This window comes from Pseudomonas sp. KUIN-1 (assembly GCF_009176725.1).
Classification (GTDB): Bacteria; Pseudomonadota; Gammaproteobacteria; order Pseudomonadales; family Pseudomonadaceae; genus Aquipseudomonas; species Aquipseudomonas fragariae.
In genome coordinates this window covers 3,320,034-3,346,220 of the sequence record NZ_AP020337.1, presented here as the reverse complement: position 1 = coordinate 3,346,220, position 26,187 = coordinate 3,320,034, and the positions used below count along the sequence as shown (strand labels likewise).

The following is a 26,187-nucleotide window of genomic DNA, read 5'->3' as shown; positions in this document are numbered from 1 at the left end:
TATGTTGAACATCGAACACCCGGATATCGTAATGATTACCCAATGACTGGCCATCGACACAGGGGACTGGGAGAAAATTTCTGCTCTCTAGCTTCTCGGTAAGCGCTTCTGAGACGGGTTCGCTTGCTTCATAAATCCCAATCCTCGACACCACCTGCCCATGTTGGAACTTCACCGCAATCTCGCGTACCTATCCGCACTGTGCCATTTGAAGTTAAAATGCCAGTATGCGAGAGGCTTATTACAAGGATGCTGTTCAAATGGTTTTACCGGATCAACCTAAAAGCCTGATTTTTGACCTGGAAGTCGTCCCCGGCAAACCCAATCAAACTGACCGCATATTTATGGTTGGTGCGATGCGTCCTGATAAGGACGAGGAGCTTGAGCATAAGGTCAACAAGGACTTGCCTGCAGTGCTTGAGGCCCTTGATCGCTTAGGGCAGGGCGCTAGCTTTGTACTTGGCCATAACGTTATCGACCATGATTTACCCATACTTCTAGAGCAAGCTGCGCATCTGGCATTACACCAGCTGCCGGTGATAGACACCCTACGCCTATCGCCTTTGGCCTTTCCACAAAACCCGTATCACCGGCTGGTCAAAGATTACAAACTCGTTCGTGACAGCCTCAACTCACCACTGTCCGATTGCCGCTCAACCTTGACACTGTTCAATGATCAGCGGCGAGCATTCAAAGATCTGAGTATTAATCTGCAATCAGAACTGCTCTGCTACCAAGCGCTGCTCGCTCCAATGCCAGATAGCGACCTGGGGGCGTTCTTTACCTCGATAACTGGTCAGGCGCCTAGATCCCTCAAAGAAATTCGTCACCTGATCCCAGAGCTACTTAGGGAAACTGACCCAGCGTTGACGCGCACTTCCAAGGTTTGCAGTAAACGACTGAACCAGTTGTTGCAACGCGACCTCATGGACGACAGCCAGCGTTGGCCACTTGCTTATGCGCTGGCCTGGCTGCGCGTGTCAGGCGGCAACTCGGTTCTGGCACCTTGGGTACGCCATCAATTTCCTGCAACAGGTAAATTGATTGCTGAACTGCGTGATATTCCCTGCGGGGAGAGCCAATGCGACTATTGCAGCACCACTCATGATCCTCGCCACGAGCTCAGGCGCTACTTCGCTCCTATTCAGGACTTTCGGACCGAACCAGACGGACGCTCCTTACAGCATGACGTGGTGCTGGCAGGCATGCAGGGCAAGCACGTGCTCGCGATTCTTGCGACAGGGGGCGGAAAATCCTTGTGCTACCAGTTACCGGCGCTGAACCGCTTTCACCGCAACGGCAGCTTGACGATCATCATATCGCCGCTGCAGTCGCTGATGAAAGATCAGGTCGACGGCCTACTGGCTCGTAACGTCCAATGCGCTGCAACTTTGAATGGTCTGTTGACCATGCCCGAGCGGGCAGAGGTGCTGGAGAAGATCCAATTAGGCGATGTGGGCATTTTGCTGGTATCCCCCGAGCAGTTTCGCAATATGGCTTTTCGCCGCGCGATCTCCCAGCGTCAGGTCGGCGCCTGGATCTTCGATGAGGCGCATTGTTTGTCCAAATGGGGCGCAGATTTTCGCCCGGATTACCTCTATGTATCGCGCTTCATCAAGCAGTTCTCTGGGGACGGTCCGCTCGCGGCGATTGGCTGCTTTACGGCTACGGCCAAACCTGATGTGCTTGAGGACATCGAACAGCATTTCAAAGAGCAGTTGGGCATAACCTTCAAGCACTTTATCGGTACCCACGAGCGTACCAATCTGCACTTCGAGGTCCTGCCGTGTTCTCGCTCAGAAAAGCGCCACCATGCTCAGACGTTAATTGAGGAAGAGCTAGGCACCAGCGAGGGTGGCGCGGTGATATTCGTTTCAAGCCGAAAAGGCGCTGAAGAGCTTGCAGACTTTTTGATCGGCCACGGATGGGCTTGCAAGTACTTCCACGCTGGGCTGGAGCCACATGAAAAAAAAGATATTCAGGACGCCTTCAAGGGCGGGGAACTGAAGATTATCGTGGCCACCAACGCTTTTGGCATGGGCGTCGACAAACCCGATATTCGCTTGGTGATACATGCTGATATTCCAGGGTCGCTCGAGAACTACTTACAAGAAGCCGGTCGCGCCGGTCGCGATCAAGGGCAGGCTCGGTGCGTACTTCTGTATGACGCTCAGGACATCGAAAACCAGTTCGGGATGTGCGAAGGTTCGAAACTGACCCTGCGTGATATCCAGCAAATCCTGCGCAAGTTGCGCAAGGAGAGCGACCGACGCAAGGGCAGCAGGCTCGTCATCACTGCCGGTGAGGTGCTGATGGATGAGCATGTTGATACTAGCTTTGAAGCCGGAGAACGTGATGCTGAAACCAAGGTAGCCACGGCAGTGTCCTGGCTTGAGCGAGGGCAGTTTTTAAAACGGGAGGAGAACCAGACCCAAATCTTTCCGGCAAGCCTGAAGTTGACTAAGGAGGAGGCCGATAAGCGTCTGGCCACCGTTAAGTTATCGGCCAGGCGGCTCGAAGAATTCAGGGCTATCTTGAGTTATCTGTACGAAGCTAATGTCGACGAGCGAATCAACACCGACGCCTTGATGGCTCTGACTAGCCTCACGTCCGAAGAAGTCACTGCGACACTGCGTCAGATGGAGGACTTGGGGCTTTTGGTTAACGACTCTAAGCTGACCTTATACGTCCGACATGGGGTCGTGTTCCCTTCCACTCAACGCCTGCAAGCTACCTTACAGCTCGAGTCTGCCTTGTTCGACCTGCTGCAGGAACTGGCGCCTGAGGCCGAGAGTGGGGAATGGCAGGACCTGAACGTGCCACTGTTGACCTCGACGCTCAAAACAGCTTCTGGTAACAAGGACCTGATACCGCTTCACGTGTTGCGACTGCTGCGCAGCCTGGCCCAAGATCACGACAGCAATAGCCAGCAGCGCAGCAGTTTCGAACTGCGCCAGATCACTCAGGATTTCCTCAAGTTGCGCATCCGCGGCGGACACAACTGGAGAGCTATTCAAGGGCTGGGAGAGCGTCGACGTGCTTTGGCCGCTGTCGTCCTCACGTTTTTGATTGGCAAATTACCGCCGGGTTCACGCAACAAAGACCTGTTAGTGGATACTACGTTCGGCGAACTTATGGGCCTGATTGATCTGGATCTTGAGCTGCGCACTAGAATCCCAGAGTCGCAGCGCCGCAAGGCCGTTGAGCACGTACTGCTGTACCTGCATAAGCAAGAAGTGATTACGCTGAACCACGGCATGACAGTCATGCGTCGGGCTATGACGATTGAAGTCGAGGGGGGAAAGCGCACCGGATTCCTGAAAGATGATTATCAGCGTCTTGATGAGCACTACCGAGAAAAACGTATTCAGGTTCACGTCATGCGCGAGTATGCCGAGGTTGGGCTTGGCTCGATGGGCTATGCCCTGGATCTCGTTCAGCACTATTTCACACTAGCCAAACAGGAGTTCATTCGCCGCTACTTCGTAGATCGCGAGGAGGTACTTAAGCTAGCCACGAGTGAGGAATCTTGGCGTAGCATTGTCGAGAAGCTTAGTGCTGCTCAGCGGATCATCGTGTCCGATGATGATGATGTGAATCGCCTGATTCTGGCTGGGCCCGGCTCCGGCAAAACGCGTGTGATCGTGCATCGAATCGCTTACCTGTTGCGAGTTCGTCGCGTTCCGGCGCGCTGTATCGTGGCTTTGACGTTCAACCGGCATGCAGCAAATGAGATCAAGCAGCGCCTGATCAAGTTGGTTGGCGCTGATGCCTTTGGGGTCAACGTGATGACGTATCATCGCATGGCCATGCGCCTGACGGGCACTCGCTTCGAGCGAGGTGAAACGCTTGAAGAAGGGCGATTAGCCCAGGTGATGGGAGAGGCTGTTGAGTTGCTTGAAGGCAAGCGTCAGGTAGAAGGGGAGGACGATCTGCGCGAGCAATTGATGCGAGGCTACCGCTACATCCTCGTTGATGAGTACCAGGACATTGATGACCTACAGTATCGGCTCGTAAGTGCGTTGGCCGGGCGTAAGTCTGAAGAAGAAGGGCGCTTGTGCATTTTGGCAGTCGGTGACGATGATCAGAACATCTACGCCTGGCGGGATACGAATAACCGCTATATAGAGCGCTTTCGCGATGAGTATTCGGCTACAAAGAACTATCTGGTCGACAACTACCGTTCCAGCGGTCGCATCATTGATGCGGCTAACCGGGTTATTGGTCGTAACCCAGATCGCCTGAAAAAGGACCATCCGATTCAGATTGATACTGTTCGTCGCGCAATGCCGAAAGGCGGTGACTGGGAAACCCTCGACATTGAGCGGGAGGGGCGCGTGCTTCGCCTCAAAATAGACGCTCAGGGCCACGCACGGGCTAATCTGCAAGCCCAGGCAGCGATGACAGAGTTGCAGCGCCTGCTCAGTTTGGACAGCGAGGATTGGCATGGGTGTGCCGTGCTAGCCCGCACCCATCAAAACCTGCTGCCCCTTCAGGCGTGGTGTGAAGCTCACGGCGTTCCATATTGTTTGGCAGCCGACAAGGAAGGTGTCTTACCTCTCACCGCTCAACGTGGCTTCGTGCAGGCTGTTGAAATACTAAGAGAGACTACCGAACCGCTGAGTGCCTCCGAGACATGGACATATCTAGGTAAGAGGCAGCTCGGGCCAGAATGGTACGACATGTTACTCGTCGCCTTTGATCAGCTAACAGCCGAGTTCGGACAATGTCCGCTAAGTGCTGAGATCCTGCTCGATTGGCTCTATGACTATTTCCGGGAGCTGCGTCAGCAACCTAGAAAGGGTCTCTATCTGGGCACTGTCCACTCCGCCAAAGGCCTGGAGTTCCGCCACGTAGTCGTGCTTGACGGCGGCTGGTCCACGCAGCCTGAAACGCTTAGCGATGAGCGTCGACTCTACTACGTGGGCATGACTCGCGCCGAGCAGACTTTAACCTTGTGTGAATACCCAGAAGGCAATCCTTTCTGCAGCCAACTTACGGAAGAGGTCATGGCGCGAACCTTCCAAGGAAAATACCTTGCGGAGCTGGAGAAGCGTTACCTACAACTCTCTTTGAAGGACATTGATCTTGATTATGCTGGGCGTCAGAACCCTACGGCATCAATACACAAGGTATTGGCAGCGCTTGAACCTGGCGACATGCTTTCGTTTAAAGCTCATGAAGATAGATATCTGATTCAGGACGCCAACGGTTATGTTATTGGCCGCACAGCAAAATCATTCAGCCTAGATCTTGATATTGAGGAGTGTGAAGTGGCGGCTGTTTTGGTTCGGCGTTCTGACCGGTGTGAAGAGTCGTTTCGAGCTTATCATCGTTCGCAAGAGTGGGAGCTAGTCGTGCCGAGAATCGCTGGCCGGGTCGTAATGAGCGATACATAACTTTGACGCTAATCTACCTCGAGCAGTAGTTTAGCTAATAGCGCTACTGTCGATGCTATTTGAGTTGATCTGTGGTTGGAGCCAGGACACCAAAATCGCATACCGTATTTACAACGCCCGTCCGGAAATAGCTGCCGTGCAGCTGTCGTATTTTTGATACCAGGTGTCGTGCGCAGTACTGCATCTCCATGACCTATGAAAAGCCAGAAATAACCAGCTAAACAGCCTGCCCAACGCCCCCTAAAGACTATCCGGATCCCCAAAAAACATCTGAATCCGCGACCTCAACCAACGCTCCCCGGGGTCATTATCCTGCGCGCCGCGCCAGGCCATGTGCAGTTCGAACGTTCGGGTTTCAATCGGCAGGTCTTCGGAGCGAACGCCTCCTGCGGCGGTCAGGACCTGCGCCGCATAGTCGGGCACGGTGGCGATGATGTCGGTGCCGGTGAGCAGTGTGGCCAGGCCGTTGAACTGGGGCACGGCGAGGACGACGTGGCGTTTGCGGTCGAGTTTTTCCAGATGTTCGTCGATGAAGCCGCTCAGGTCGCCGGCGAAGGAGACCAGTGCGTGGGGGCGGGCGCAGAAGTCGTCGAGGCTCAACGGGCCGGGTATCGAGTCGGCGCGCAGCAATTGCGGCTTGCTCCTGCGCAGGACCTTGCGCTTGGCGTTGGCGGGCAGGTCCTGGGTGTAGCTGACGCCGACCGAAATCTCTCCGGAGGCGAGCAGGGGTGGCATGAGGATGTAATTGACCCGTCTGACCACCAGCACAATGCCCGGCGCTTCAGAGCGCAGACGCTTGAGCAGGGTAGGCAACAGTGCGAACTCGACGTCATCGGACAGGCCGATGCGGAACACCGAGGTGCTGGTCGCCGGGTCGAACTCCGAGGCACGGCTGACCGCTGTCGAGATGGAGTCGAGTGCCGGGGAGAGCAGGGCGAAGATTTCAGTCGCTCGGGCGGTGGGCTCCATGCTGCGCCCGGTGCGCACGAACAGTGGATCATCGAACAGGCCGCGTAGCCGCGACAGCGCAGCGCTGATTGCCGGCTGACCGAGAAACAGCTTTTCCGCGGCACGCGTGACACTGCGCTCATGCATCAGAGTCTCGAAAACGATGAGCAAATTGAGGTCGACGCGACGCAGGTCGTTGCGATTCATGCGGAATATCTCGGGCCATTTGTCGGTTGAGGACGTGAGCAGGGTGCGATAGTACGAGCAAATGCGGGTCGGGCGCAGCGAAAATTACTGTGGGGGTTACTGAATGTCCACACGGCTTGCAATGTTTCGTCGACATGCGAACAATGGCGGCCATTACGCGCATCGACGCCCGGACGCTGTCTGGCTGCGCCGTGCAGTGCACAGGACACAATCGATGACAGGCATGTCGACTATTAATAGCCACCGATGGTGTTGCCGGCAATGCCCGGATAAAGTTTGTGGCATCAAGGTTCACCAGGCGAGGTTCTAAATGTCCCGCACGATCCGTTTCCACCAGTTTGGCCCGGCCGAGGTGCTCAAAGTCGAAGAGCATCCTGTCGCGTCGCCTGTCACCGGCGAGGTACAGGTGCGTGTTCAGGCCATCGGTGTCAGCTGGTACGACGTTCTTTGGCGGCAAAATCTCGCGGCTACCCATGCCCGGCTGCCTGCCGGTCTGGGTTATGAGATGGCTGGCGTGGTTACCGCGCTGGGCGACGGTGTGGATGATCTGCAAGTGGGCGACAAGGTCGCCAGTTTTCCTGCTGCCGACGCCAATCAGCACCCGGTCTATGGCGAATCCATCGTCATGCCGCGTCGGGCGCTGACCCGCTATCCGGATGCGCTGACGCCGGTCCAGGCCAGCGTGCATTACACGCCGTATCTGGTGGCTTACTTTGCATACGTTGATCTGGCGCGTATCAAGTCCGGGCAGACCGTACTGGTCACCGACGCCAGCCACTGCTCCGGCCCTGCATTCGTGCAGTTGGGCAAGGCGCTGGGGGCTCGGGTCATCGCCGCGACCAAGACCGAAGACGCCCGCGAGTACCTGCTGTCACTGGGGGCCGACAAGGTGGTGGTCACCGAAGAACAGGACTTGTTGATGGCGATCAACAAGTACACCGACAACCGTGGTGTCGATGCCGTCTTCGATGGTCTTGGCGGTCCGCAGATGTCGATCATGGGCGATGTGCTGGCGCCACGTGGCAGTCTGGTGCTGTATGGCCTGCAAGGCGGTAATCAGACGCCGTTCCCGGCCTGTGCCGCGTTCCAGAAGAACATCCAGTTCTACGTGCATTGCCTGGGCAATTTCACCGGCAAGCCCGAACTGGGCATTACCCAGGATCAAGAAGCGCTGCAGCGTGCCTTGCAGGACATCAACCAGATGACTCGCGACAAGGTGCTGATGCCATTGCAGACGCGCAGCTTTCCGTTCGACCAGGTAGTGCAGGCGCACCGTTACATGGATGTCTGCCCGATCGGCGGGCGTGCGGTGCTGGAAGTCGAGGCGGTCTGATTCATCACCTCCTTGTCAGCGCGGGTTATTGAAAAGCCTTCCGAACGGAAGGCTTTTTGCATTCCATATTGCAAAAGAGCCGCCAGGCATTAAACGACGTCGAATGATGCACCTGTCAGTTTGCCGAGACGTGCAGAACTGTGAATGAACAGTGACAATAAAAACCCGCAACAGGGTCGACGTGATTGTTTATTTGAGTGTATGAGTTCTGTCAGTGAAAGCGATATTATAAATATCATGTCCTACGCGTCAGAATGAAATATTAACAGCGGCGGGTGCCCGGCAGCCTGTGGTGACGCCTGAGCGGCCTGGCTGCTGGGGTTGCAGGCTGTTAAGTTCAAAGGGAATCGCTTGTCGCCGGCGTTCGGTGACACCTTTAAACAGTGTGTTTAATCAGTTGAAAGTTCGCCCTGAACTGCACTGTTTTTCAATGCAAACTGTCTATTGTAATTGTTTTAAAGATACTGATAATGCGTCGGTAATTACCACTCAGGGAATGAGTCATGCTCGACTATAAATTGGGTTGTCAGCTTGATGTTCAATGTGCTGTCTGCACCGTGTCATGTCTTGAGCGACAGGCAGGTGACACACAATGAGTTCTATCCACGAACAGGCAATGAATTATGTCTACCAGCAAGTGTTGCAACGCTTGTTGGGATACTTCTCGCGAGCAGAGCGCACTGCGCTGCAGTTGTTGATCCAGCGCCTGATTGTGGCGGCTGGCGGCATTGAGCGAATTTCCGGCTTCAAGGTGCTGGTGGCGTTCGGTGGTGGCAAGGACAGTGCCTACACACTGGCCTTTTTGCGCGCTGCCCAGTTGAGTATTGCCTGCCGCTCGCCCGGTACATTCAGCCTGCGGGTTGCCAATCGGCGTCACGCGGGCATGACTCCTGCGGTGATGGATAACATCAACCGCACCTATTCTGCGTTGTTTCTCTACGACGACCCGCGTGTCGAGATGTTGGTGATCGACAATCAGTACACCCAGGCCTTCGAGCCGGACCTGCCTTTTTCCAGCGCGGGGCGTGAGCAGAATCGTCTGGACATGCTGCTGGGTGGGCACCTGTCTGCTGGCGACGCCCGCACCACGTTTTGCAATACCTGTTACCTCGGGCTGGCGGAGTTTCTGGGGCGCGCCCTGAGCTGGGGCAGTGGGGTTGATGCGGTGGTCAGTGGCGATTCGCTCAGAGAGCAGCGTCAGTACGCGACCTGGATCATGCGTCTGGCCCAGCGTACCGGGCAATACTCGGGCAGTTGGGGCAAGCAGACGCTGGCCAGCGTGCTCAATGTCATCGATACGATTGGCCAGGCCTACTACCACGAGCTGTACGGTGAGGGCGATGACAGCACGCCCGCAAGCCGAGCCATGGCGCTGCCTGAAAAAAGCAGCTCGCCGGCGTTCATCACCATTGCCGATCTGGTCAGTTGCAAGGCGGACGAACACTGGAACCTGCTGACCGAATTCCTCGATTTCCGCTTCGATGATCTGTCGTTCAGCTTCAGTGAATCCGATTGCGCCAACCCTTTGTTGATGGCCCACATGCGCGGCCTGACGGCGCAGTACCTGCAAGCGCGTACTTATGCCGACGGGATCGCCGAATACCTTGAACTGGCGACGTCACTGATGCGCAGAAAGCAGATGCCGCCGCGATTGATCGACCAGACGCTCAGCGCTTATGCCGGTCGGGCGCGCATCGAGGCACGCCGCGAGCTGGCATCCAGCTTCGCTCAGGAAGGCTTCGGTCTGAACGAGACTCAACTGGTGTGCATGCTGTTTTCGCCGTTCGTGGATCATGGCCATGGCCTGGAGTCGTTTCTGCGCAGTTGCCACCCGGGGATGCTGGTAGCGCTGCCGGATCTGCATAAGGCGCTGTCGGGTTCGACGGCGCCGGATCAGGTCATGCAGTGGCTGGTGGATATCAGCGGTTTGAGCCTCAAGTCGTTGCACAACCTCTACGGCAAGCAGCGGGTGAACTTCGACGACCCGCAGTCAATCATCGCCAGAATCCGCGCTGCCGACCCCGACAAGCGCCGGATCATGACCGTTGATCCGGCGACGGGGCAGGCAGTGGCCGAGATGCTCTCGGGACGCTGATCCGGTCGCCAAACATGACTGCTGCCGGCCAACGGCGTCGGCCATGCAGCGATGTTCTGAAGCCTGTTCTGGTTGAGCGGCGGGTACCTGCATGAAAAACAACACGGATTTCGCCTATCAGGCGGTCTACCGCTACCTGGTGCGTCTGGTTGACCAGCAGCAGGGCGAGCCGGCGCTGAAAATGCCGTCACTGCGACAACTGGCGCAGCGCCTGAACGTATCGATATCGACGGTGCAAAGCGCCTACTCGCTGCTGGAAAAGGAAGGGCGCGTCTATTCGCTGCCCAAATCGGGTTATTACTCGGTACCGCGCAGTTTTAGTGCGCAGGGTCACGTAGTGCCGGATGCAGACGGCGATCTTTTGCAGGCCCTGTACGCCAACGCCCGGCGTCCCGGCATGGCGTTGCTGGGTTGCGATGAGCCGGCGCTTTTGCACGCTCAGGACAGTCCGCTGTCGGCAATGGAGCGCGAACTGGGCAGGCATTACCCGCACCCGCGGGACCCGGTTTTTCAGCCATTCGGCGAGCCGGAACTTCGCACGGCGCTGGCCGCCCGGTACACCCGCGATGCAGCGCATTGCTGGCACGCTGACAATGTCTATGTTGCCGCTGACTTTCATGGCGCATTCAAGGCGGTGCTTGGCACGCTGCGGCTGCGCGGTGGCACGGTACTGGTGGAATCGCCCTGTGCCTGGGCGTTGCTGCGCCTGCTGCAATCGTTCGACATACGGGTTATCGAATTGCCGCTGGATGAGACCGGCAGCCTTGATGCGGTCCGACTCGACGGCCTGTTGCGCAGCCATGACATCGGCCTTGCCGTATTGCCCGCGCTGCTGAACCCGGTGCGAGGCAGTGTGCGTCCGCAAGACAACAGCCAGGCTGTCGCCGAAGTGCTCAATCGTCATCAGGTCTGGGTGCTGGAAAACGACAGTCACGCCGGGCTGCAATTTGCTGCCGGGCAGGCCCCGCTGCGCGACTGGATCGACCCGCAGCGGCTGGTGATCATCGGCGGATTCGAGAAGAGCCTCGGGCCTGAAGCGCCCTATGCTTACCTACTGTGCAAAAGCCTGGATGCGCATTGGCAGCAGTATTTCTGCCTGCGAGCATTCGAACTGCCGCCGCTTCGGCAAAGGGCCATCGCCAGGTTATGCAGCAGCGGGCGTCTGGACAGGCATCTGCTGGCGTTGCGAGAGACGCTGGGCAGACGCATGCAGGCGATGACGCAGCAACTGGATGAACAGACCGGCGGGACACTGCGCTATCAGTTGCCCGAGGGCGGCTGCGGCGTGTGGGCCGAGAGTGCGTACCCGGTGGACATGCGCCAAGTCTTCGTTACGTTGCTGGCCCAGTCGATCGTCGTCAGTCCTGGCGAGCTGTTCACTGTGCAGAACCGCTACTCGCAACATCTGTGGGTCAGCTATGCGACTGACTGGACCCGTGAACCTGCCAGGCTGCTGGGCGCGCTGGCAGAGGCATTAAGTCACGCTCGTCTGCCATAGGCGTTGACCTGGCAGGCCGTCGATCCATTTGTGTTTGCCAGACGTGGTGCAAGGTTGTTAACTGGACGCCTGTCCAGTATTCACAACCAACGGCTCCCTAGCGCAGTGACCCCGAACGCCCCCGTAAACCCTGATCCCGAGCCTGTTCTCGCCAGCGACCTGCCTGCGCGTTATGTCGTGGCCGTGCGCGCGTTGTGTGAGTTCACCGCCAAGGTGGGCGACCTCGACCTGCGCTTCACGCCGTCACCCACGGCGCAGGAAGGTATTGCCGGGCATCGCACGGTCGCCACGCGGCGCGGCGCCGATTACCAGGCCGAGCTGTCGTTGAGTGGTGATTATCGCGAGCTGACGGTAAGGGGCAGGGCGGACGGCTATGACGCCAGTCGCAATCAACTGGAAGAGGTGAAAACCTATCGCGGTGAACTCGACGCGATGCCCGCCAACCACCGTCAGTTGCACTGGGCGCAGGTGAAGGTCTACGGCTGGCTGCTTTGCCAGCGCCTGCAGCTTGAGAGCGTGACGCTGGCGCTGGTGTATTTCAACATTGTCAGCGAGCAGGAAACCCTGATTCGTGAGCCGTTCAGTGCGGCCACGTTGCAAGCGTTCTTCGAACGACAGTGCACGATATTCCTCGGCTGGGCGCAGCAGGAGCTGGCGCATACGCAGGCGCTGCACACGACGCTGGGCAGCCTGAAATTCCCTCACGCGTCCTTCCGTACCGGGCAGCGGGTGCTGGCCGAGTCGGTGTACAAGGCCGTCAGTACCGGCTGTTGCCTGATGGCTCAGGCCCCGACCGGTATCGGCAAAACGGTGGGCACGCTGTTTCCCTTGCTCAAGGCCGCACCCGGCCAGAAGCTCGACAAGATTTTCTTTCTCACCGCCAAGACACCAGGGCGTCGCCTGGCACTGGATGCACTGGAAGTCATCAATCACGGTGCGCCGGAGCTGAAGCTGCGGGTCCTTGAGCTGGTGGCGCGTGACAAGGCCTGCGAGCATCCGGACAAGGCCTGTAACGGTGATTCCTGTCCGCTGGCCAGCGGCTTTTATGATCGTCTGCCAGCCGCGCGCTCAGCGGCGTTGACCTCGCCGTGGCTGAATCAGGCGGGCGTACGCGATGTCGCCTTGCAGCATCAGGTCTGCCCGTATTATTTAAGTCAGGAACTGGCGCGCTGGGCTGACGTAGTCATCGCGGACTACAACTATTACTTTGACCTGAGCGCGCTGTTGTTCGGCCTCGGTCAGCTCAATCAGTGGCGCGTTGCGGTGTTGGTCGATGAAGCCCACAACATGGTCGAGCGGGCACGCCAGATGTACAGCGCGAGCCTTGACCAGAGCCAGCTGAAAGCCTTGATTCAGACAGCGCCGGAACCGGTGAAAAAAGCCTTGCAGCGCCTGGATCGCCAATGGAATGCGCTGCACAAGGCACAGCCCGGTACCTATCAGGCTTATTCGGCAGCACCGGAAAAATTCATCGGCAGCCTGAACCAGTGCATCTCGACCATCGGTGATCATTTCAACGAGCACCCGCAGGCCGTGGATGGCACGTTGCAGGGGTTCTACCTGGAAGCCATCGGCTTTGCGCGCATCGCCGAGCTGTTCGATGAGCATTTCATTTTCGACATCACCCGGCGCGAGGCGGGCGGCAAGCGCGTTCTGTCGCGCCTCAGCCTGCGTAACGTCGTCCCCGCACGCTTCATCCGCCCGCGCCTGACCGCTGCGCGCAGCACCGTACTGTTTTCCGCAACGCTCAACCCGCGCCACTATTACGCGGACCTGCTGGGATTGCCGGTCAACACGGCATGGATCGATGTGGAATCGCCGTTTCACCACGATCAGCTCGATGTGCGCATCGTCAGTCGCATTTCCACTCGCTTTACCCATCGTCAGGCTTCGCTGGCGCCGATTGTCGAACTGATGGCCGAGCAGTTCGACACGCGGCCGGGCAATTACCTGGCGTTCTTCAGCAGTTTCGATTACCTGCAGCAGGTCGCCGAGCTGATGGCGCGCACCCACCCGCACATCAGCCTCTGGCAGCAGGCACGGGGGATGGGCGAGAGCGAGCGCCACGCGTTTCTCGACCGGTTCACCCTGAGCAGTCAGGGCATCGGTTTTGCCGTGCTGGGCGGCGCGTTTGGTGAAGGTATCGACTTGCCGGGCGCACGCCTGATCGGCGCGTTCATCGCCACCCTGGGGCTGCCTCAGCTCAATCCGGTCAACGAACAGTTCAAGCAGCGCATGGCGGCGCTGTTCGGTGCCGGTTACGACTACACCTACCTTTACCCCGGCGTGCAGAAGGTGGTGCAGGCTGCGGGGCGGGTTATCCGCAGCCAGAGTGACAGTGGTGTGGTGATGCTCATCGATGACCGTTTTGCCGAGCACAAGGTGAAGCAGTTGTTTCCAGCGTGGTGGCGGCCCGAAACGTCGATGGCCTGAGCTCGGTTGCCGTTTTGGCGATTGAGCTGAAACAGAAGCAGATGCCGGGGATCAATACTCAAGCGGCGCTGTCGAACTGCCAGTAAACTGCGGCATCGATCATCTTGGCAGCTGCAGCAAGTCTTTATTTTTTCTCCGTATTTCATTTCTTAGTGGAGGTTGTATGAGTCTCAGTCCTTTCGCCGGCAAGCTGGCACCTGCGCAGTTACTGGTCGATATTCCGAGACTGGTCACGGCTTACTACACCGGCCAGCCCGATGCATCGGTGCCCACTCAACGTGTTGCGTTCGGCACTTCCGGGCACCGTGGCACGTCGTTTGACCTGGGTTTCAACGAATGGCACGTGCTGGCTATCAGTCAGGCGATCTGCCTGTACCGCAAGGCCAACGGCATCGACGGCCCGTTGTTTCTGGGGGCCGATACCCACGCGCTGTCGACCCCGGCCGCAGCCACCGCGCTTGAAGTGCTGGCCGCCAATGGCGTGCAGATGATGATTTCGCAAGGTGACGAATACACCCCGACGCCTGCGGTTTCCCACGCGATTATCTGCTACAACCGCGGCCGTACCTCAGGGCTGGCGGACGGCATCGTCATTACGCCGTCGCACAACCCGCCGCAAAGCGGTGGCTTCAAGTACAACCCGCCCAATGGCGGCCCGGCCGACAGTGATGTCACCAAGTGGATCGAGAACAAGGCCAACGAACTGCTGGCCGAGAACGTCACTGGCGTTTCACGCATCAGCCATGAAAAAGCGCTGCGTGCCGATACCACGCACCGCCATGATTACGTCAACACCTACGTGGCCGACCTGAAGAACGTGATCGACATGGACGCCATCCGCAACTCGGGCCTGCGTCTTGGTGTCGACCCGCTGGGCGGCGCCGGAGTGAATTACTGGTCGGCTATTGGCGAGCATTACGGCCTGAATCTGGATGTGGTCAATAAATTTGTCGACCCTACGTTCCGCTTCATGACCGTCGACTGGGATGGCCAGATTCGCATGGACCCGTCCTCCAGCCACGCGATGCAAAGCCTGATCGGTCTCAAGGACCGTTATCAGGTTGCATTTGCCTGCGATCCGGATCACGACCGCCACGGCATCGTGACCCCGTCTGGTGGACTGATGACGCCCAACAGCTACCTCGCCGTGTCCATCGACTATCTGTTTCAGAATCGTCCCGAGTGGCGTGCCGATGCAGCGGTCGGCAAGACCGTGGTCAGCAGCGGCATGATCGATCGGGTGGCCAAGCGCCTGGGCCGTCGCCTGTACGAAGTGCCGGTCGGCTTCAAATACTTCGCTCAGGGGCTGTTCGAGGGCTCGCTGGGTTTTGGCGGTGAAGAAAGTGCCGGCGCCTCGTTCCTGCGCCGCGACGGTACGGTCTGGACCACTGACAAGGACGGTCTGATTCCGGCCTTGCTGGCTGCGGAAATGACCGCGCGTACCGGTCGCGATCCGAGCGAAATCTACAAGACCATGACTGAAGAACTGGGCGAGCCGTTCTCGACCCGCGTCGATGCCAAGGCCAACCCGCAACAGAAGGCACTGCTGAGCAAGCTGTCGCCGGAGCAGGTGACTTCCACTGAACTGGCGGGCGAGCCTATTCAGCAGGTGCTGAGCAATGCACCGGGCAACGATCAGGCGTTTGGTGGCGTCAAGGTCATGACCGAAAATGGCTGGTTTGCGGCGCGCCCTTCAGGCACCGAGGACATCTACAAGATCTACGCCGAGAGCTTTGTCAGCGAAGATCACCTCAAGCGTCTGGTGGCAGAAGCTCAAGTGCTGGTAGACGGCGCCATTTCGCCGAACTGATCAGCGCTGGCTGATGCCCGAAAAACCTCGAACCGCGCTCGGTTCGGGGTTTTTCAGCTTTTGTTCTGCGCTTCAGTCGCGATAGAACACCTGCACCAGGTGATAGCCGAATTTGCTCTTGATTGGCCCATGCACGACGCGCAGCGGCTTTTTGAAGATCACCTGATCGATGGCGCCGACCATTTGCCCAGGCCTGACTTCGCCCAGATCGCCGCCACGTTTGCCGGACGGGCAGCTAGAATGCTTTTTAGCCAGCACGTCAAACGCCTCACCCTTGGCAATGCGCAGCTTGAGCTGTTCGGCCTCTTCGGCGGTCTTCACCAGAATATGGCGGGCTTGGGCTTTCATGTCGCAATATCACCTGCTGCAAAAGGCTGCCATTATGCCTGCTCTTGCTGAGCGACGCCCGCACGTCACGCGTACCGTCCTGACGGCCGTGGTCTTTTTACTTCATTTTGTACGGTATTGATTATGGATTTTCCGGCGCTGTTGAAGATTCTGGCCAGTCAGGACGGATCGGACCTGTACCTCTCCACCGGAGCACCACCGTGCGCCAAGTTCAACGGTGTGCTCAAGCCACTGGGCAGCGAAACCTTCAAGCCGGGGGAGGTCGCAGTCATTGCCCAGGGGCTTATGGACGAGGAGCAGAAGCTCGAGTTTCAACGCGAACTGGAGATGAACCTCGCCGTTTCTATGGCGGGCATCGGCCGGTTCCGGATCAATATCTTTATGCAGCGCAACGAAGTGTCCATCGTCGCGCGGAATATCAAACTGGACATCCCGCGTTTCGAAGACCTGTTCCTGCCGCCCGTGCTGCTCGACGTGATCATGGAAAAGCGCGGTCTGGTGCTGTTTGTCGGGGCCACGGGTTCGGGCAAGTCGACCTCATTGGCGGCGCTGATCGACTACCGTAACCGCAACGCCAGCGGCCATATCATCACCATTGAGGACCCGGTCGAGTTCATCCATCGCCACAAGAAATCGATCGTCAACCAGCGCGAAGTCGGGGTCGATACCCGCAGCTTCCATGCGGCATTGAAAAACACGCTGCGCCAGGCGCCGGATGTGATTCTGATCGGCGAGATTCGTGATCGCGAGACCATGGAGCACGCGCTGGCGTTTGCCGACACCGGCCACCTGGCGATCTCGACCCTGCACGCCAACAACGCCAATCAGGCGCTGGACCGGATCATCAATTTCTTCCCGGAAGAGCGTCGCGCGCAGTTGCTGCATGACCTGGGCAACAACCTCAAGGCATTCGTCTCCCAGCGACTGGTCAGAACACCGGATGGCAAGCGCCGCGCGGCGGTGGAAGTGATGATGGGCACGCCGACCATTCGCGACCTGATCCAGCGCAATGAACTGACCGAACTCAAGGGCATCATGGAGAAGTCCGGCAGCCTCGGTATGCAGACGTTCGACTCGGCGCTGTTCAATCTGGCCGTCGAAGGGGCGATCAGCGAAGAAGAAGCCCTCAAGAACGCCGACTCGCAGAACAACGTGCGCCTGCGCCTCAAACTGCACAGTGAAGGCGGCGCCGGGAGCCTCACCACACCGCCGCCGGCCCCGACCGGCAGCAGCACGGCAAGCACCGCCGAGTGGGGGCTGGTCGATGATGACGCGCCGGGTCCGCAGGCGTAAATCGGAGACGCTCCTACGCCCCCCGGGCAGAAGCTTCGTTGTGGGCCAGATCATTCCGGATGCGCGGCCGCCAGCAATTCCTGCGTGTAGGGATGTTGCGGTGCCTCGAAGACATCATGGCTCGCGCCACGCTCGACGACTTTGCCATCCTTGACCACGATCACGTCGTGGGCGAGGGCTTTGACCACTGCCAGGTCATGGCTGATGAACAGATACGTCAGGCCATGCTTTTCCTGAAGTTCGCGCAGCAGCGCCACGACCTGTTTCTGTACGGTACGGTCCAGCGCCGATGTCGGCTCATCGAGCAGAATCAGTGCGGGTTTCAGCACCAGCGCCCGGGCAATGGCGATGCGCTGACGCTGGCCACCGGAAAATTCATGGGGGTAGCGATGCCGACTCTGCGGGTCGATGCCGACTTCTTCCAGCGCCCGAATGACCTCTGCATCGCATTTCGCCGGGTTGTACTGGCTGTGCACCTCCAGCCCCTCACTGATGATCTGCGCCACCGACATGCGCGGGCTGAGGCTGCCGTAAGGGTCCTGAAAGACCACTTGCATCTCTTTACGCCACGGGCGCATCTGTTTCTGACTCAGGCCATCCAGCGCCTGCCCGCGAAAGCGGATACTGCCGCGTGACTCCAGCAGACGCAGGATCGCCTGACCCAGGGTCGACTTGCCGGAACCCGACTCACCGACGATACCCAGGGTCTTGCCGCGCTCGATGCTCAGGCTGATGTCATCCACCGCCTTGAGGTATTCCCTGTGCCGCCGCAGGATGCCGCCGGTCAGGGAAAACCAGACCTTCAGGTTGTCGACTTGCAGCACCGTTTCCCGGGTGTCGCGTGGCAGCGGCTCGCCGGCAGGTTCGGCGTCCAGCAGCAGGCGGCTGTAGGGATGCTGAGGTGATTTGAACAGCGACTTGCAATCGGACTGCTCGACGATTTCGCCGGCGCGCATTACGCAGACGCGCTGAGCGACGCTGTGCACCAGATTCAGGTCATGGCTGATCAACAGCAGCGACATGTTCAGGCGCTGCTGCAGCTCCTTGAGCAGCAGGAGGATTTTGCGTTGTACCGTGACGTCCAGCGCAGTGGTGGGTTCGTCGGCAATCAGCAGCTCCGGTTCGCAGGCCAGTGCCATGGCAATCATCACCCGCTGACGCTGGCCTCCGGAGAGTTCGTGCGGATAGGCCTTCAGGCGTTTTTCCGGCTGCTGAATACCGACCAGCTCCAGCAGCTCGACAATGCGTTTCTGCGCTTCACGCCCACTGACGCCGCGATGCAGCAACAATGTCTCGCCGATTTGCTTGGCTACGCTGTGCAGCGGGTTCAGCGAGGTCATTGGTTCCTGGAAAATCATCGCAATCCGGTTGCCACGCAGCTCGCGAAGGGTGCGGTCGTCGGCCCCCACCAGCTGTTGACCCCGGTAGGTGATGCTGCCCGTGGTCAGGGTGCCGCTGCGGGGCAGCAATTGCAGGATCGAATGCGCGGTAACCGACTTGCCGGAACCGGACTCGCCGACCAGTGCCAGGCACTCGCCGCGGCGCACATCCAGGCTCAGGTTGCTGACCACTTTTTGCCCGTTGAAGGCGACGCTCAGGTCGCGGATTTCGATCAGGTTTTCCGACATGTCAGGACCTCGGGTCGAAGGCATCACGCAGCGCCTCGCCTATGAATACCAGCAGCGTCAGGATCAACGCGAGGGCAAAGAACGCCGTCAGTCCCAGCCAGGGCGCTTGCAGGTTCTGCTTGCCCTGGGCGATCAGTTCGCCCAGCGACGCGCTGCCGGCAGGCATGCCGAAGCCCAGAAAGTCCAGCGCGGTGAGGGTCGAGATGGCGCCGGTAAGGATGAACGGCAGATAGCTCAACGTCGCAGTCATTGCGTTGGGCAGGATGTGGCGCATGATCACTTTTCGGTCGCCCAGACCGAGCGCACGGGCGGCCTTGACGTATTCGAGGTTGCGGCCGCGCAGAAACTCGGCGCGCACCACATCGACCAGGGTCAGCCAGGAAAACAGCGCCATGATGCCCAGCAGCCACCAGAAATCGGGTTCGACGAAGCCTGAGAGGATGATCAGCAGGTACAGCACCGGCAGGCCTGACCAGACCTCCAGCAGTCGCTGACCGAACAGGTCGACCCAACCGCCGTAATAACCCTGCAACGCCCCGGCGCTGATGCCGATCAATGCGCTGATAAAGGTCAGCGCCAGCGCAAACAGGATCGATACCCGGGCGCCGAAGATCACCCGCGCCATGACGTCGCGCGCCTGGTCATCAGTGCCGAGCCAGTTTTCTGCAGAGGGCGGGCTGGGGGCAGGGGTGGTCAGGTCATAGTTGGGCGTGTCGTCACTGAACGGAATCGGCGGGAACAGCATCCAGCCGTCACCTTTGCTGATCAGCGTACGCACGTAGTCGCTGCGGTAATCGGGCTGGAAGGGCAGCTCGCCGCCGAATTGCTGCTCGGTATAACGCTTGAACACCGGGAAATAGAGCGAGTGCTGATAGCTGACCAGCAGCGGTTTGTCATTGGCGATCAGTTCGCCACCCAGGGTCAGGGCAAACAGTCCGCAGAACAGCCACAGCGACCACCAGCCGCGGCGATTGCTGCGAAAGCGTTCCAGGCGACGACGGGCCAGCGGCGAAAGGCTGCGCATCATGCATTCCTCGCGCTGAAGTCGATTCTGGGGTCGACCAGCGTGTAGCAGATATCGCCGATCAGTTTTATCAGCAGGCCGAACACGGTGAAGATGAACAACGAGCCGAACACCACCGGATAGTCCCGCGACACAGCGGCTTCATAGCTCATGCGGCCCAGGCCATCCAGCGAGAAGATCACCTCGATCAGCAGCGACCCGGCAAAGAACACGCTGATGAATGCCTGCGGAATGCCTGACACCACCAGCAACATGGCATTGCGAAACACATGGCCATACAGCACCCGCCGCTCGCTCATGCCCTTGGCGCGGGCCGTGGTCACGTACTGGCGGGTGATTTCGTTGAGAAAGGAATGTTTGGTCAGCAGGGTCAGCGTGGCGAAGCCACCAATCACCAGCGCCAAGACCGGCAGCGCGAGGTGCCAGAAATAGTCAGCGATCTTGCCGATCGTGGTCAGTTGCTCGAAGTTGTCCGAGACCAGTCCGCGCACCGGAAACCAGTTCAGCGACGTGCCGCCACAGAACACCACCACCAGCAGCATGGCGAACAGGAAGGCTGGCATGGCGTAGCCGATGATGATGGCGGTGCTGCTCCAGATATCGAACTGGCTGCCGTGTTTGACTGCTTTGCGAATCCCCAGCGGGATAGACACCAGGTAGGTCAGCAACGTCGCCCAGAGCCCCAGCGATATCGACACCGGCATTTTCTGCAGAATCAGGTCGGTCACCGTAGCGCCGCGAAAGAAGCTGCTGCCGAAATCCAGTCGGGCGTAGTTCTTCAGCATCAGCCAGAGACGTTCGTGCAGCGGTTTGTCGAAACCGTATTGACGTTCGATCTGCTTGATCAGCGCCGGGTCCAGCCCGCGGGACGCTTTGGAATGACCGGCCCCGGCGGACTCGCTGGCGCCTGCGCCCACGGTGGCGCCGCCGATCCCTTGCAGCCGAGCGATGGCCTGCTCCACAGGCCCACCCGGAGCGGCCTGCACGATGAAAAAGTTGACCAGCAGAATGCACAGCAGGGTAGGGATGATCAGCAGCACGCGACGCAGAATATAGCCAAGCATTCACTGCATCTCCGAAACAATGGCTGAAGCGCCGCGTTTTTCAGCGAATTGCTCGTTGGTCAGCGGTGTCGGGCTGATTTCCCACCATGTTTCGATGGCTTCGTTATTGCTGGCCTGAATTTTCGGGATGCCGAAACGGTTCCACCAGACGGTTGAAGAGCCGGGCGGATAATAGTTGGGAATCCAGTAGTAGTTCCACTGCAGTACCCGGTCCAGGCAATGGGCGTAGTCGGTCATGGTCTGCTTGCTGTCGGCCTTGAGCAGGCCGGCAATCAGCGCATCGACGGCGGGGTCTCGCAGCGCCATGTAATTGCTTGAACCAGGGTCCATCGCCACCTTGGAGCCGAAACTGCTGTACAGCTCGGCACCGGGCGATGTCGAGACCGGATAGCCGGTGACGATCATGTCGTAATCGCGGGCCATGACGCGGTTGAGGTATTGCGCGGCATCGATGCGGCGAATGTCGAAGTGGATACCGATCTGCGCCAGGGTGCGTTTGTAGGGCAGCAGCATCCGCTCGAAACCTGTTTGTGCATTGAGAAAGGTGAAGCTGAAGGGTTCGCCCTGGGCATTCACCAGCTCATCGCCCTTCGGCGTCCAGCCTGCTTCCTTCATCAAGGCCAGCGCTTGCAGCTGCTTGTCGCGGATTAAGCCTGTGCCATCGGTTTTTGGCGTCTCGAACACGCTGTCGAATACTTGCTCGGGGACTTTACCGCGCAGTGGCTCGAGGATTTTCAGTTCGGCAGGCGTGGGCAGTTCGCTGGCGGCCAACTCCGAGTTGGAGAAGAAGCTGTTCTGGCGGATGTACATGTTGCGCATCATCTGCCGGTTGGTCCATTCAAAGTCCCAGAGCAGCGACAGCGCCTGGCGCACGCGGCGGTCCTGGAACATGGGGCGGCTCAGGTTGAAGACGAAACCCTGCGAGCTTTGCACCGCGCCTCTGGCCAGTTGGGCTTTCTGCAGGCGTCCGTCGCTGAGGGCCGGGCCGTCATAGCGGATTGAATAGCCGGTGGCCGAAAACTCGCGGTTGTAATCGTAGGCGCCGCCTTTGAGTACCGTACGTGCAACATCGGTGTCGCCGAAGTATTCGATGCTGAACCTGTCGAAGTTATACAGGCCTTTGCTGACCGGCAGGTCCTTGCCCCACCAGTCCGCATCGCGCTCAAAGGTAACGGTGCGGCCAGGGTCCACATGGCTGATCCGGTAGGGCCCGCTGCCGGGCGGAATTTCAAAGCCGGCGCCGCTGGCGAAGTCACGGGTTTTCCACCAGTGTTCGGGGAATACCGGCAGCGAAGCCAGGTCGAGGGGCAGGGTGCGGTTATCGCTCTGCTTGAAGTCGAAGCGGACCTGCGAAGGCGATTCGACCTCCACGCCCTTGACCGCTTCAAACTGGGTGCGGTATTGCAGGTTGCCCTGCGTCATCAGCAGCTCGTAGGTGTACTTCACGTCACTGGCAGTAATCGGCGTGCCGTCCGCGAAACGTGCCTTCGGGTTCAGGTAAAAGCGCAGGGAGAGGCCATCCGCGCCACGCTCCATTTTCTCGGCGACAAGCCCGTAGACGGTGTAGGGCTCATCCATCGAGCGCGTGGCCAGTGGGGAATAGAGCATGCCGTTGATCTGCGAAACGCCCATGCCCTTGTCGGTGAAGGGCATCAGGTGATCGAACTGGCCGATCTCGATGGCCGAGCGGCGCATGCTGCCGCCTTTGGGCGCGTCCGGGTTCACGTAATCGAAGTGCTTGAAGTCAGCGGGATAGCGCGCAGCTTCGCCGTAAACGGTCAGGGCGTGTTGCGGGGCTGCGTACAGCGATTGGGCAGCGCCAACGAAGGTCAGCGTCAAGGCGAGCAATGATGAAAAAACAAAACGCATGACTCGAATCCTGACTGACGTTCGCAAGCGAACGTCAGGGTTAAAGGCGACTGGCTGTGCAGCGGTGACAAAAAACATGGCAGAGCTCATGGCTCTGCATCGCGCTATCTTCTACAGACAAATGGCCGCTTCGCCAAGCCACGGCGCGCATGCCGGGTCACTGTATTGTTGAAAACGGCCACATACAAAAACGGCCCATCCGAAGATGAGCCGTCTGGCACCCGGCGCGGCAGGATCAGTCCTGACGGCTGGTCACTTCCAGCAGGTGATAGCCGAATTGGGTTTTTACCGGACCCTGAACGGTGTTCACCGGAGCGCTGAATACGACAGTGTCGAATTCCTTGACCATCTGGCCTGGACCGAACGAACCCAGGTCACCGCCTTGACGGCTCGACGGGCAGCTGGAATTGGCTTTGGCGATTTCTGCGAAATCAGCGCCGCCTTCGATCTGCGCCTTGAGTTCGTTGCATTTTTCTTCGCTCGAAACAAGGATGTGGCGGGCAGTGGCTTTAGCCATGGGGAATAATCTCCTGTGAAAAAAAAGAAACAGCCTACCGGATTCAGTGCGGTATTTCCCGACAAAGTTCCTTCGCTCTGTTTATCTGTAACGCAGACGGTCAACCGCGCGACGCAGCAGGCGTTCGGTGCCTTCCCAGCCAAGGCAGCCATCGGTGACCGAAACGCCGTACTGCAGCGTCCCGCCCAATGCCTGGCAGCCATCGAACAGGTGGCTCTCGATCATCATGCCGATCAGCGAGGTGTTGCCTGACAAGCGCTGTTCCAGCACATCCTCGAACACACCTGGCTGACGCAAGGGGTCCTTGCCGCTGTTGGCGTGGCTGCAATCGACCATGATTCGCGACGCGACATTATTCTTGCTCAGGCTCGCCTGCACCTTGGCCACACTCTGGCGATCGTAATTGGGCCCGCCGTGGCCGCCGCGTAGCACGATGTGCGTATCCGGATTGCCTTGCGTCTCGATAATCGCCGGGTGGCCATGACCGTCCATGCCAAAGTGGCGATGTGGATGCGCAGCCGAGCGCATCGCATCGCTGGCCACCGTTACGCCGCCGTCAGTACCGTTCTTGAACCCGACGGCCATGGGCAGGCCGCTGGCCATTTCCCGATGGATCTGCGATTCGGTGGTGCGAGCGCCAATCGCGACCCAACTGAGCAGGTCGTCGAAGTAGCCCGCCGCCATGGGTTGCAGTATCTCGGTGGCGATCGGCAGGCCCAGGCCCAGCATCTTCAGCATCAATTGCCGCGACAGCGTCAGGCCCTCGGCCATGTCGTCACTGCCGTCAAGGCGCGGATCGTAAGCCAGGCCTTTCCAGCCCACCGTCGTGCGCGGTTTTTCGACGTAGGCGCGCATTACCAGCAGCATCTGATCACTGACTTGTGCGGCAAGGCCGGCCAGTCGCTCAGCGTATTCAAGGGCGGATCGAGGGTCGTGGATGGAGCAGGGGCCGACGATGACCAGCAGTCGCGAGTCTTGACCTTCAAGGATGGCACGTACGGCGCGGCGATGGCCGGCAACCTGTTCGGTGAGCGCTGCGTCGAGGGGCAGACGCATCTTCAATTCCAGAGTACCTGGCAGGCGTTTCGAGGCGGGGCTGTTGTCCGCCAGTTTGACGGCATGGCTGGACAGATCGGACGGGTTTACGGCAACGGACGAATTCATGTTCTGGCTTCCTGGGCTGGCGGGACGCTCCCGCGCAGACCCTATTGGGGTGTTCGACAAAGGGCTTCTAGAACCGGGGGTATGTGCTTGCCACCTGGCAGTGACCGAACGGAGGCGGCAGGCTGTCCCGAACGGAGGTGGCTAAATCGCCAGGCAAAATCGATGTCGTTACGGTAATAAGTGGCGTAGTTCATGTCGTGATCCTTGATGCGATGCAGGTTGATTGTTTAAGGCTGTTCTGGAACAGACCGTTGAAATACGTTTCCCTGAAAAAACAAAACCCCCGGTCGGGAAGCCGACCGGGGGTTAGAGAATTCTCTGGTTGGCGTCCCCTTAACGTGGGCGCCGGATGGGTATCAGGCGCGCCAGTGGCTAAACCAATACCCATAATAAGAATCAACGGATGCGTTCACCGAAGCCATCTGCACAGCCACGGCGCGTGCACGGCAAGTAATGCCGGTAGCAACGTCGAGTAGCAGTGAAGTGGATTGCAGCATGGTGAGTCTCCATAGAATGAGCGCAAGCTTACTTCAGGAAAGCAGGCGCCTTCAATTGGAAAATTCAATCAGCGGGATTATCGATTTTTGCGAACGCAGGCAGATGGATTCTCTGTAGCGACAGCGAACCGCTCAACGGTTGATGGCATGCGGTATCCGGGCGAGCTATTTTACCTGCAACCCTGTATACCTTAATCAGGCAACGGCTTTGGCGTTTTGACCGGGATGCGTTGTCGCCAGCCAATAACGGCTATTCTTCACGTGCTTCTTCATGCAGGGCTTCCGAGTTCGGGATCGTCCCGATTTTCATGCCCAGCAGTACAGCTACCTTATGCGCTTCACCACGCCTTCCTTTCTTGCGTCCTGCCAGTACCTGGTAAGTGGTCGCCGGATCAATGCAATTTTCACGAGCGAACTCCTGAACAGATTTGCCCTGTTGGTCCAGCCAGGCCTTGGCTTGTGCGGCGCTACGTATTCCGGGCATAGTTCAAAACCGTTCAAATCTATTCAATTCCGCAGGATTCTAACATTCGTTAGGATGGCTTCGACAGGATCATATGTTCAAATGAGTGGAATCGGTTGCCGGCTGAGAAAGGAAAGAGAGCGCCTGAGGATGTCTCAGCGTACATTTGGCGAAATAGGAGGGGTCGAGGCCAACGCACAGGGTAAGTATGAAAATGGCGATCGCGCGCCCAAGGCCGATTACCTGGCTGCGGTTGCGGCCAAAGGTGTTGACGTGCTCTATGTGTTAACGGGGACGCGAATGCCGGTGCAGATCGACAATCTCAGTCTCATCGAAGAAAAGATCCTGGGCAATTACCGGGTGCTGGGCAAGGAAGATCAGGACGCTATCAGACGCCTGACCACCACAATTGCCGAGCTGTCGGCGCCATCACCGGGCACTGCAAAGCTTCCTTCGGGTAACTGATACAAGACCGGGACGCGCGCGGCTCCGCCGTCCTGTCGAGATTTTTGCAGCCCTCCCGGATGCGCCTGCCATCATATTGATGTGAGACGGTGTTCGCAGTGCTAGGTCTGTCTCGTTGTTTTTGTTATGGTG

The 26,187-nt window shown here is 58.7% G+C and carries 17 protein-coding genes; 8 read left to right on the top strand and 9 right to left on the bottom strand.

The genetic code is table 11. The features are described from left to right. The first annotated feature begins 260 nt into the window (after window positions 1-260). The gene (locus tag KUIN1_RS14770) at window positions 261-5,399 is read left to right on the top strand and encodes a RecQ family ATP-dependent DNA helicase (protein ID WP_152092089.1); all 5,139 of its coding nucleotides are present in this window, start codon (window positions 261-263) and stop codon (window positions 5,397-5,399) included. A 240-nt stretch (window positions 5,400-5,639) separates the two neighbouring features. On the opposite strand, the gene KUIN1_RS14765 is transcribed toward KUIN1_RS14770, so the two are convergent. Next, window positions 5,640-6,554, bottom strand: coding sequence for a LysR substrate-binding domain-containing protein (locus KUIN1_RS14765; protein ID WP_003347707.1), 915 nt, complete (start codon window positions 6,552-6,554; stop codon window positions 5,640-5,642). Between the two features lie 310 nt (window positions 6,555-6,864). Between KUIN1_RS14765 and KUIN1_RS14760 the strand changes: the two genes are divergently transcribed. The 5 genes from KUIN1_RS14760 to pgm all read left to right on the top strand — a co-directional run bounded on the left by KUIN1_RS14760 (window position 6,865) and on the right by pgm (window position 15,723). Further along, window positions 6,865-7,887 (top strand): zinc-dependent alcohol dehydrogenase family protein, encoded by a 1,023-nt coding sequence (locus KUIN1_RS14760; RefSeq protein WP_003400830.1) that lies wholly within the window; start codon window positions 6,865-6,867, stop codon window positions 7,885-7,887. 592 nt (window positions 7,888-8,479) lie between these two features. Continuing rightward, window positions 8,480-9,982, top strand: coding sequence for a hypothetical protein (locus KUIN1_RS14755; protein WP_024641466.1), 1,503 nt, complete (start codon window positions 8,480-8,482; stop codon window positions 9,980-9,982). Window positions 9,983-10,073: 91 nt separating this feature from the next. Beyond that, window positions 10,074-11,480, top strand: coding sequence for an aminotransferase-like domain-containing protein (locus KUIN1_RS14750; RefSeq protein WP_152092088.1), 1,407 nt, complete (start codon window positions 10,074-10,076; stop codon window positions 11,478-11,480). Between the two features lie 105 nt (window positions 11,481-11,585). Beyond that, window positions 11,586-13,913 (top strand): ATP-dependent DNA helicase, encoded by a 2,328-nt coding sequence (locus tag KUIN1_RS14745; RefSeq protein ID WP_152092087.1) that lies wholly within the window; start codon window positions 11,586-11,588, stop codon window positions 13,911-13,913. 163 nt (window positions 13,914-14,076) lie between these two features. Beyond that, entirely contained in the window at window positions 14,077-15,723 is a 1,647-nt protein-coding gene (pgm, locus tag KUIN1_RS14740; protein ID WP_152092086.1) for a phosphoglucomutase (alpha-D-glucose-1,6-bisphosphate-dependent), read from the top strand. 72 nt (window positions 15,724-15,795) lie between these two features. On the opposite strand, the gene KUIN1_RS14735 is transcribed toward pgm, so the two are convergent. Beyond that, a complete protein-coding gene (locus tag KUIN1_RS14735; RefSeq protein ID WP_002553334.1) occupies window positions 15,796-16,071 on the bottom strand; it encodes a peptidylprolyl isomerase in 276 nt (91 codons plus the stop codon). 123 nt (window positions 16,072-16,194) lie between these two features. On the opposite strand from KUIN1_RS14735, the gene KUIN1_RS14730 reads away from it, so the two are divergent. After that, window positions 16,195-17,364, top strand: coding sequence for a PilT/PilU family type 4a pilus ATPase (locus KUIN1_RS14730; RefSeq protein ID WP_003400837.1), 1,170 nt, complete (start codon window positions 16,195-16,197; stop codon window positions 17,362-17,364). Between the two features lie 50 nt (window positions 17,365-17,414). Here KUIN1_RS14730 and KUIN1_RS14725 read toward each other — a convergent pair whose 3' ends face one another. The 7 genes from KUIN1_RS14725 to KUIN1_RS14695 form a co-directional block, all read right to left on the bottom strand. Next, window positions 17,415-18,992 carry an ABC transporter ATP-binding protein gene (locus KUIN1_RS14725; RefSeq protein WP_003400838.1) on the bottom strand — a complete coding sequence of 526 codons (1,578 nt, stop codon included), beginning with the start codon at window positions 18,990-18,992 and terminating at the stop codon, window positions 17,415-17,417. 1 nt (window position 18,993) lies between these two features. Further along, window positions 18,994-20,016, bottom strand: a complete 1,023-nt coding sequence (locus KUIN1_RS14720) for an ABC transporter permease (protein WP_003400841.1) — start codon at window positions 20,014-20,016, stop codon at window positions 18,994-18,996. Then, entirely contained in the window at window positions 20,016-21,080 is a 1,065-nt protein-coding gene (locus tag KUIN1_RS14715) for a microcin C ABC transporter permease YejB (RefSeq protein ID WP_057457832.1), read from the bottom strand. The genes KUIN1_RS14720 and KUIN1_RS14715 overlap by 1 nt, the downstream gene beginning before the upstream one ends. Then, window positions 21,081-22,949: an extracellular solute-binding protein gene (locus tag KUIN1_RS14710; RefSeq protein ID WP_152092085.1), complete on the bottom strand. Its 1,869-nt coding sequence runs from the start codon at window positions 22,947-22,949 to the stop codon at window positions 21,081-21,083. It lies immediately after the preceding gene. A gap of 235 nt (window positions 22,950-23,184) precedes the next feature. Continuing rightward, window positions 23,185-23,466, bottom strand: a complete 282-nt coding sequence (locus tag KUIN1_RS14705) for a peptidylprolyl isomerase (protein WP_002553340.1) — start codon at window positions 23,464-23,466, stop codon at window positions 23,185-23,187. Window positions 23,467-23,547: 81 nt separating this feature from the next. Continuing rightward, window positions 23,548-24,630, bottom strand: coding sequence for a 3-deoxy-7-phosphoheptulonate synthase (locus KUIN1_RS14700; RefSeq protein WP_054092644.1), 1,083 nt, complete (start codon window positions 24,628-24,630; stop codon window positions 23,548-23,550). A gap of 747 nt (window positions 24,631-25,377) precedes the next feature. Then, complete coding sequence (locus tag KUIN1_RS14695; RefSeq protein ID WP_003400846.1) at window positions 25,378-25,611, bottom strand: DNA-binding protein; 234 nt, start codon at window positions 25,609-25,611, stop codon at window positions 25,378-25,380. An 81-nt stretch (window positions 25,612-25,692) separates the two neighbouring features. Between KUIN1_RS14695 and KUIN1_RS14690 the strand changes: the two genes are divergently transcribed. Beyond that, window positions 25,693-26,055, top strand: coding sequence for a helix-turn-helix domain-containing protein (locus KUIN1_RS14690; protein ID WP_116800027.1), 363 nt, complete (start codon window positions 25,693-25,695; stop codon window positions 26,053-26,055). Window positions 26,056-26,187 lie beyond the last annotated feature (132 nt).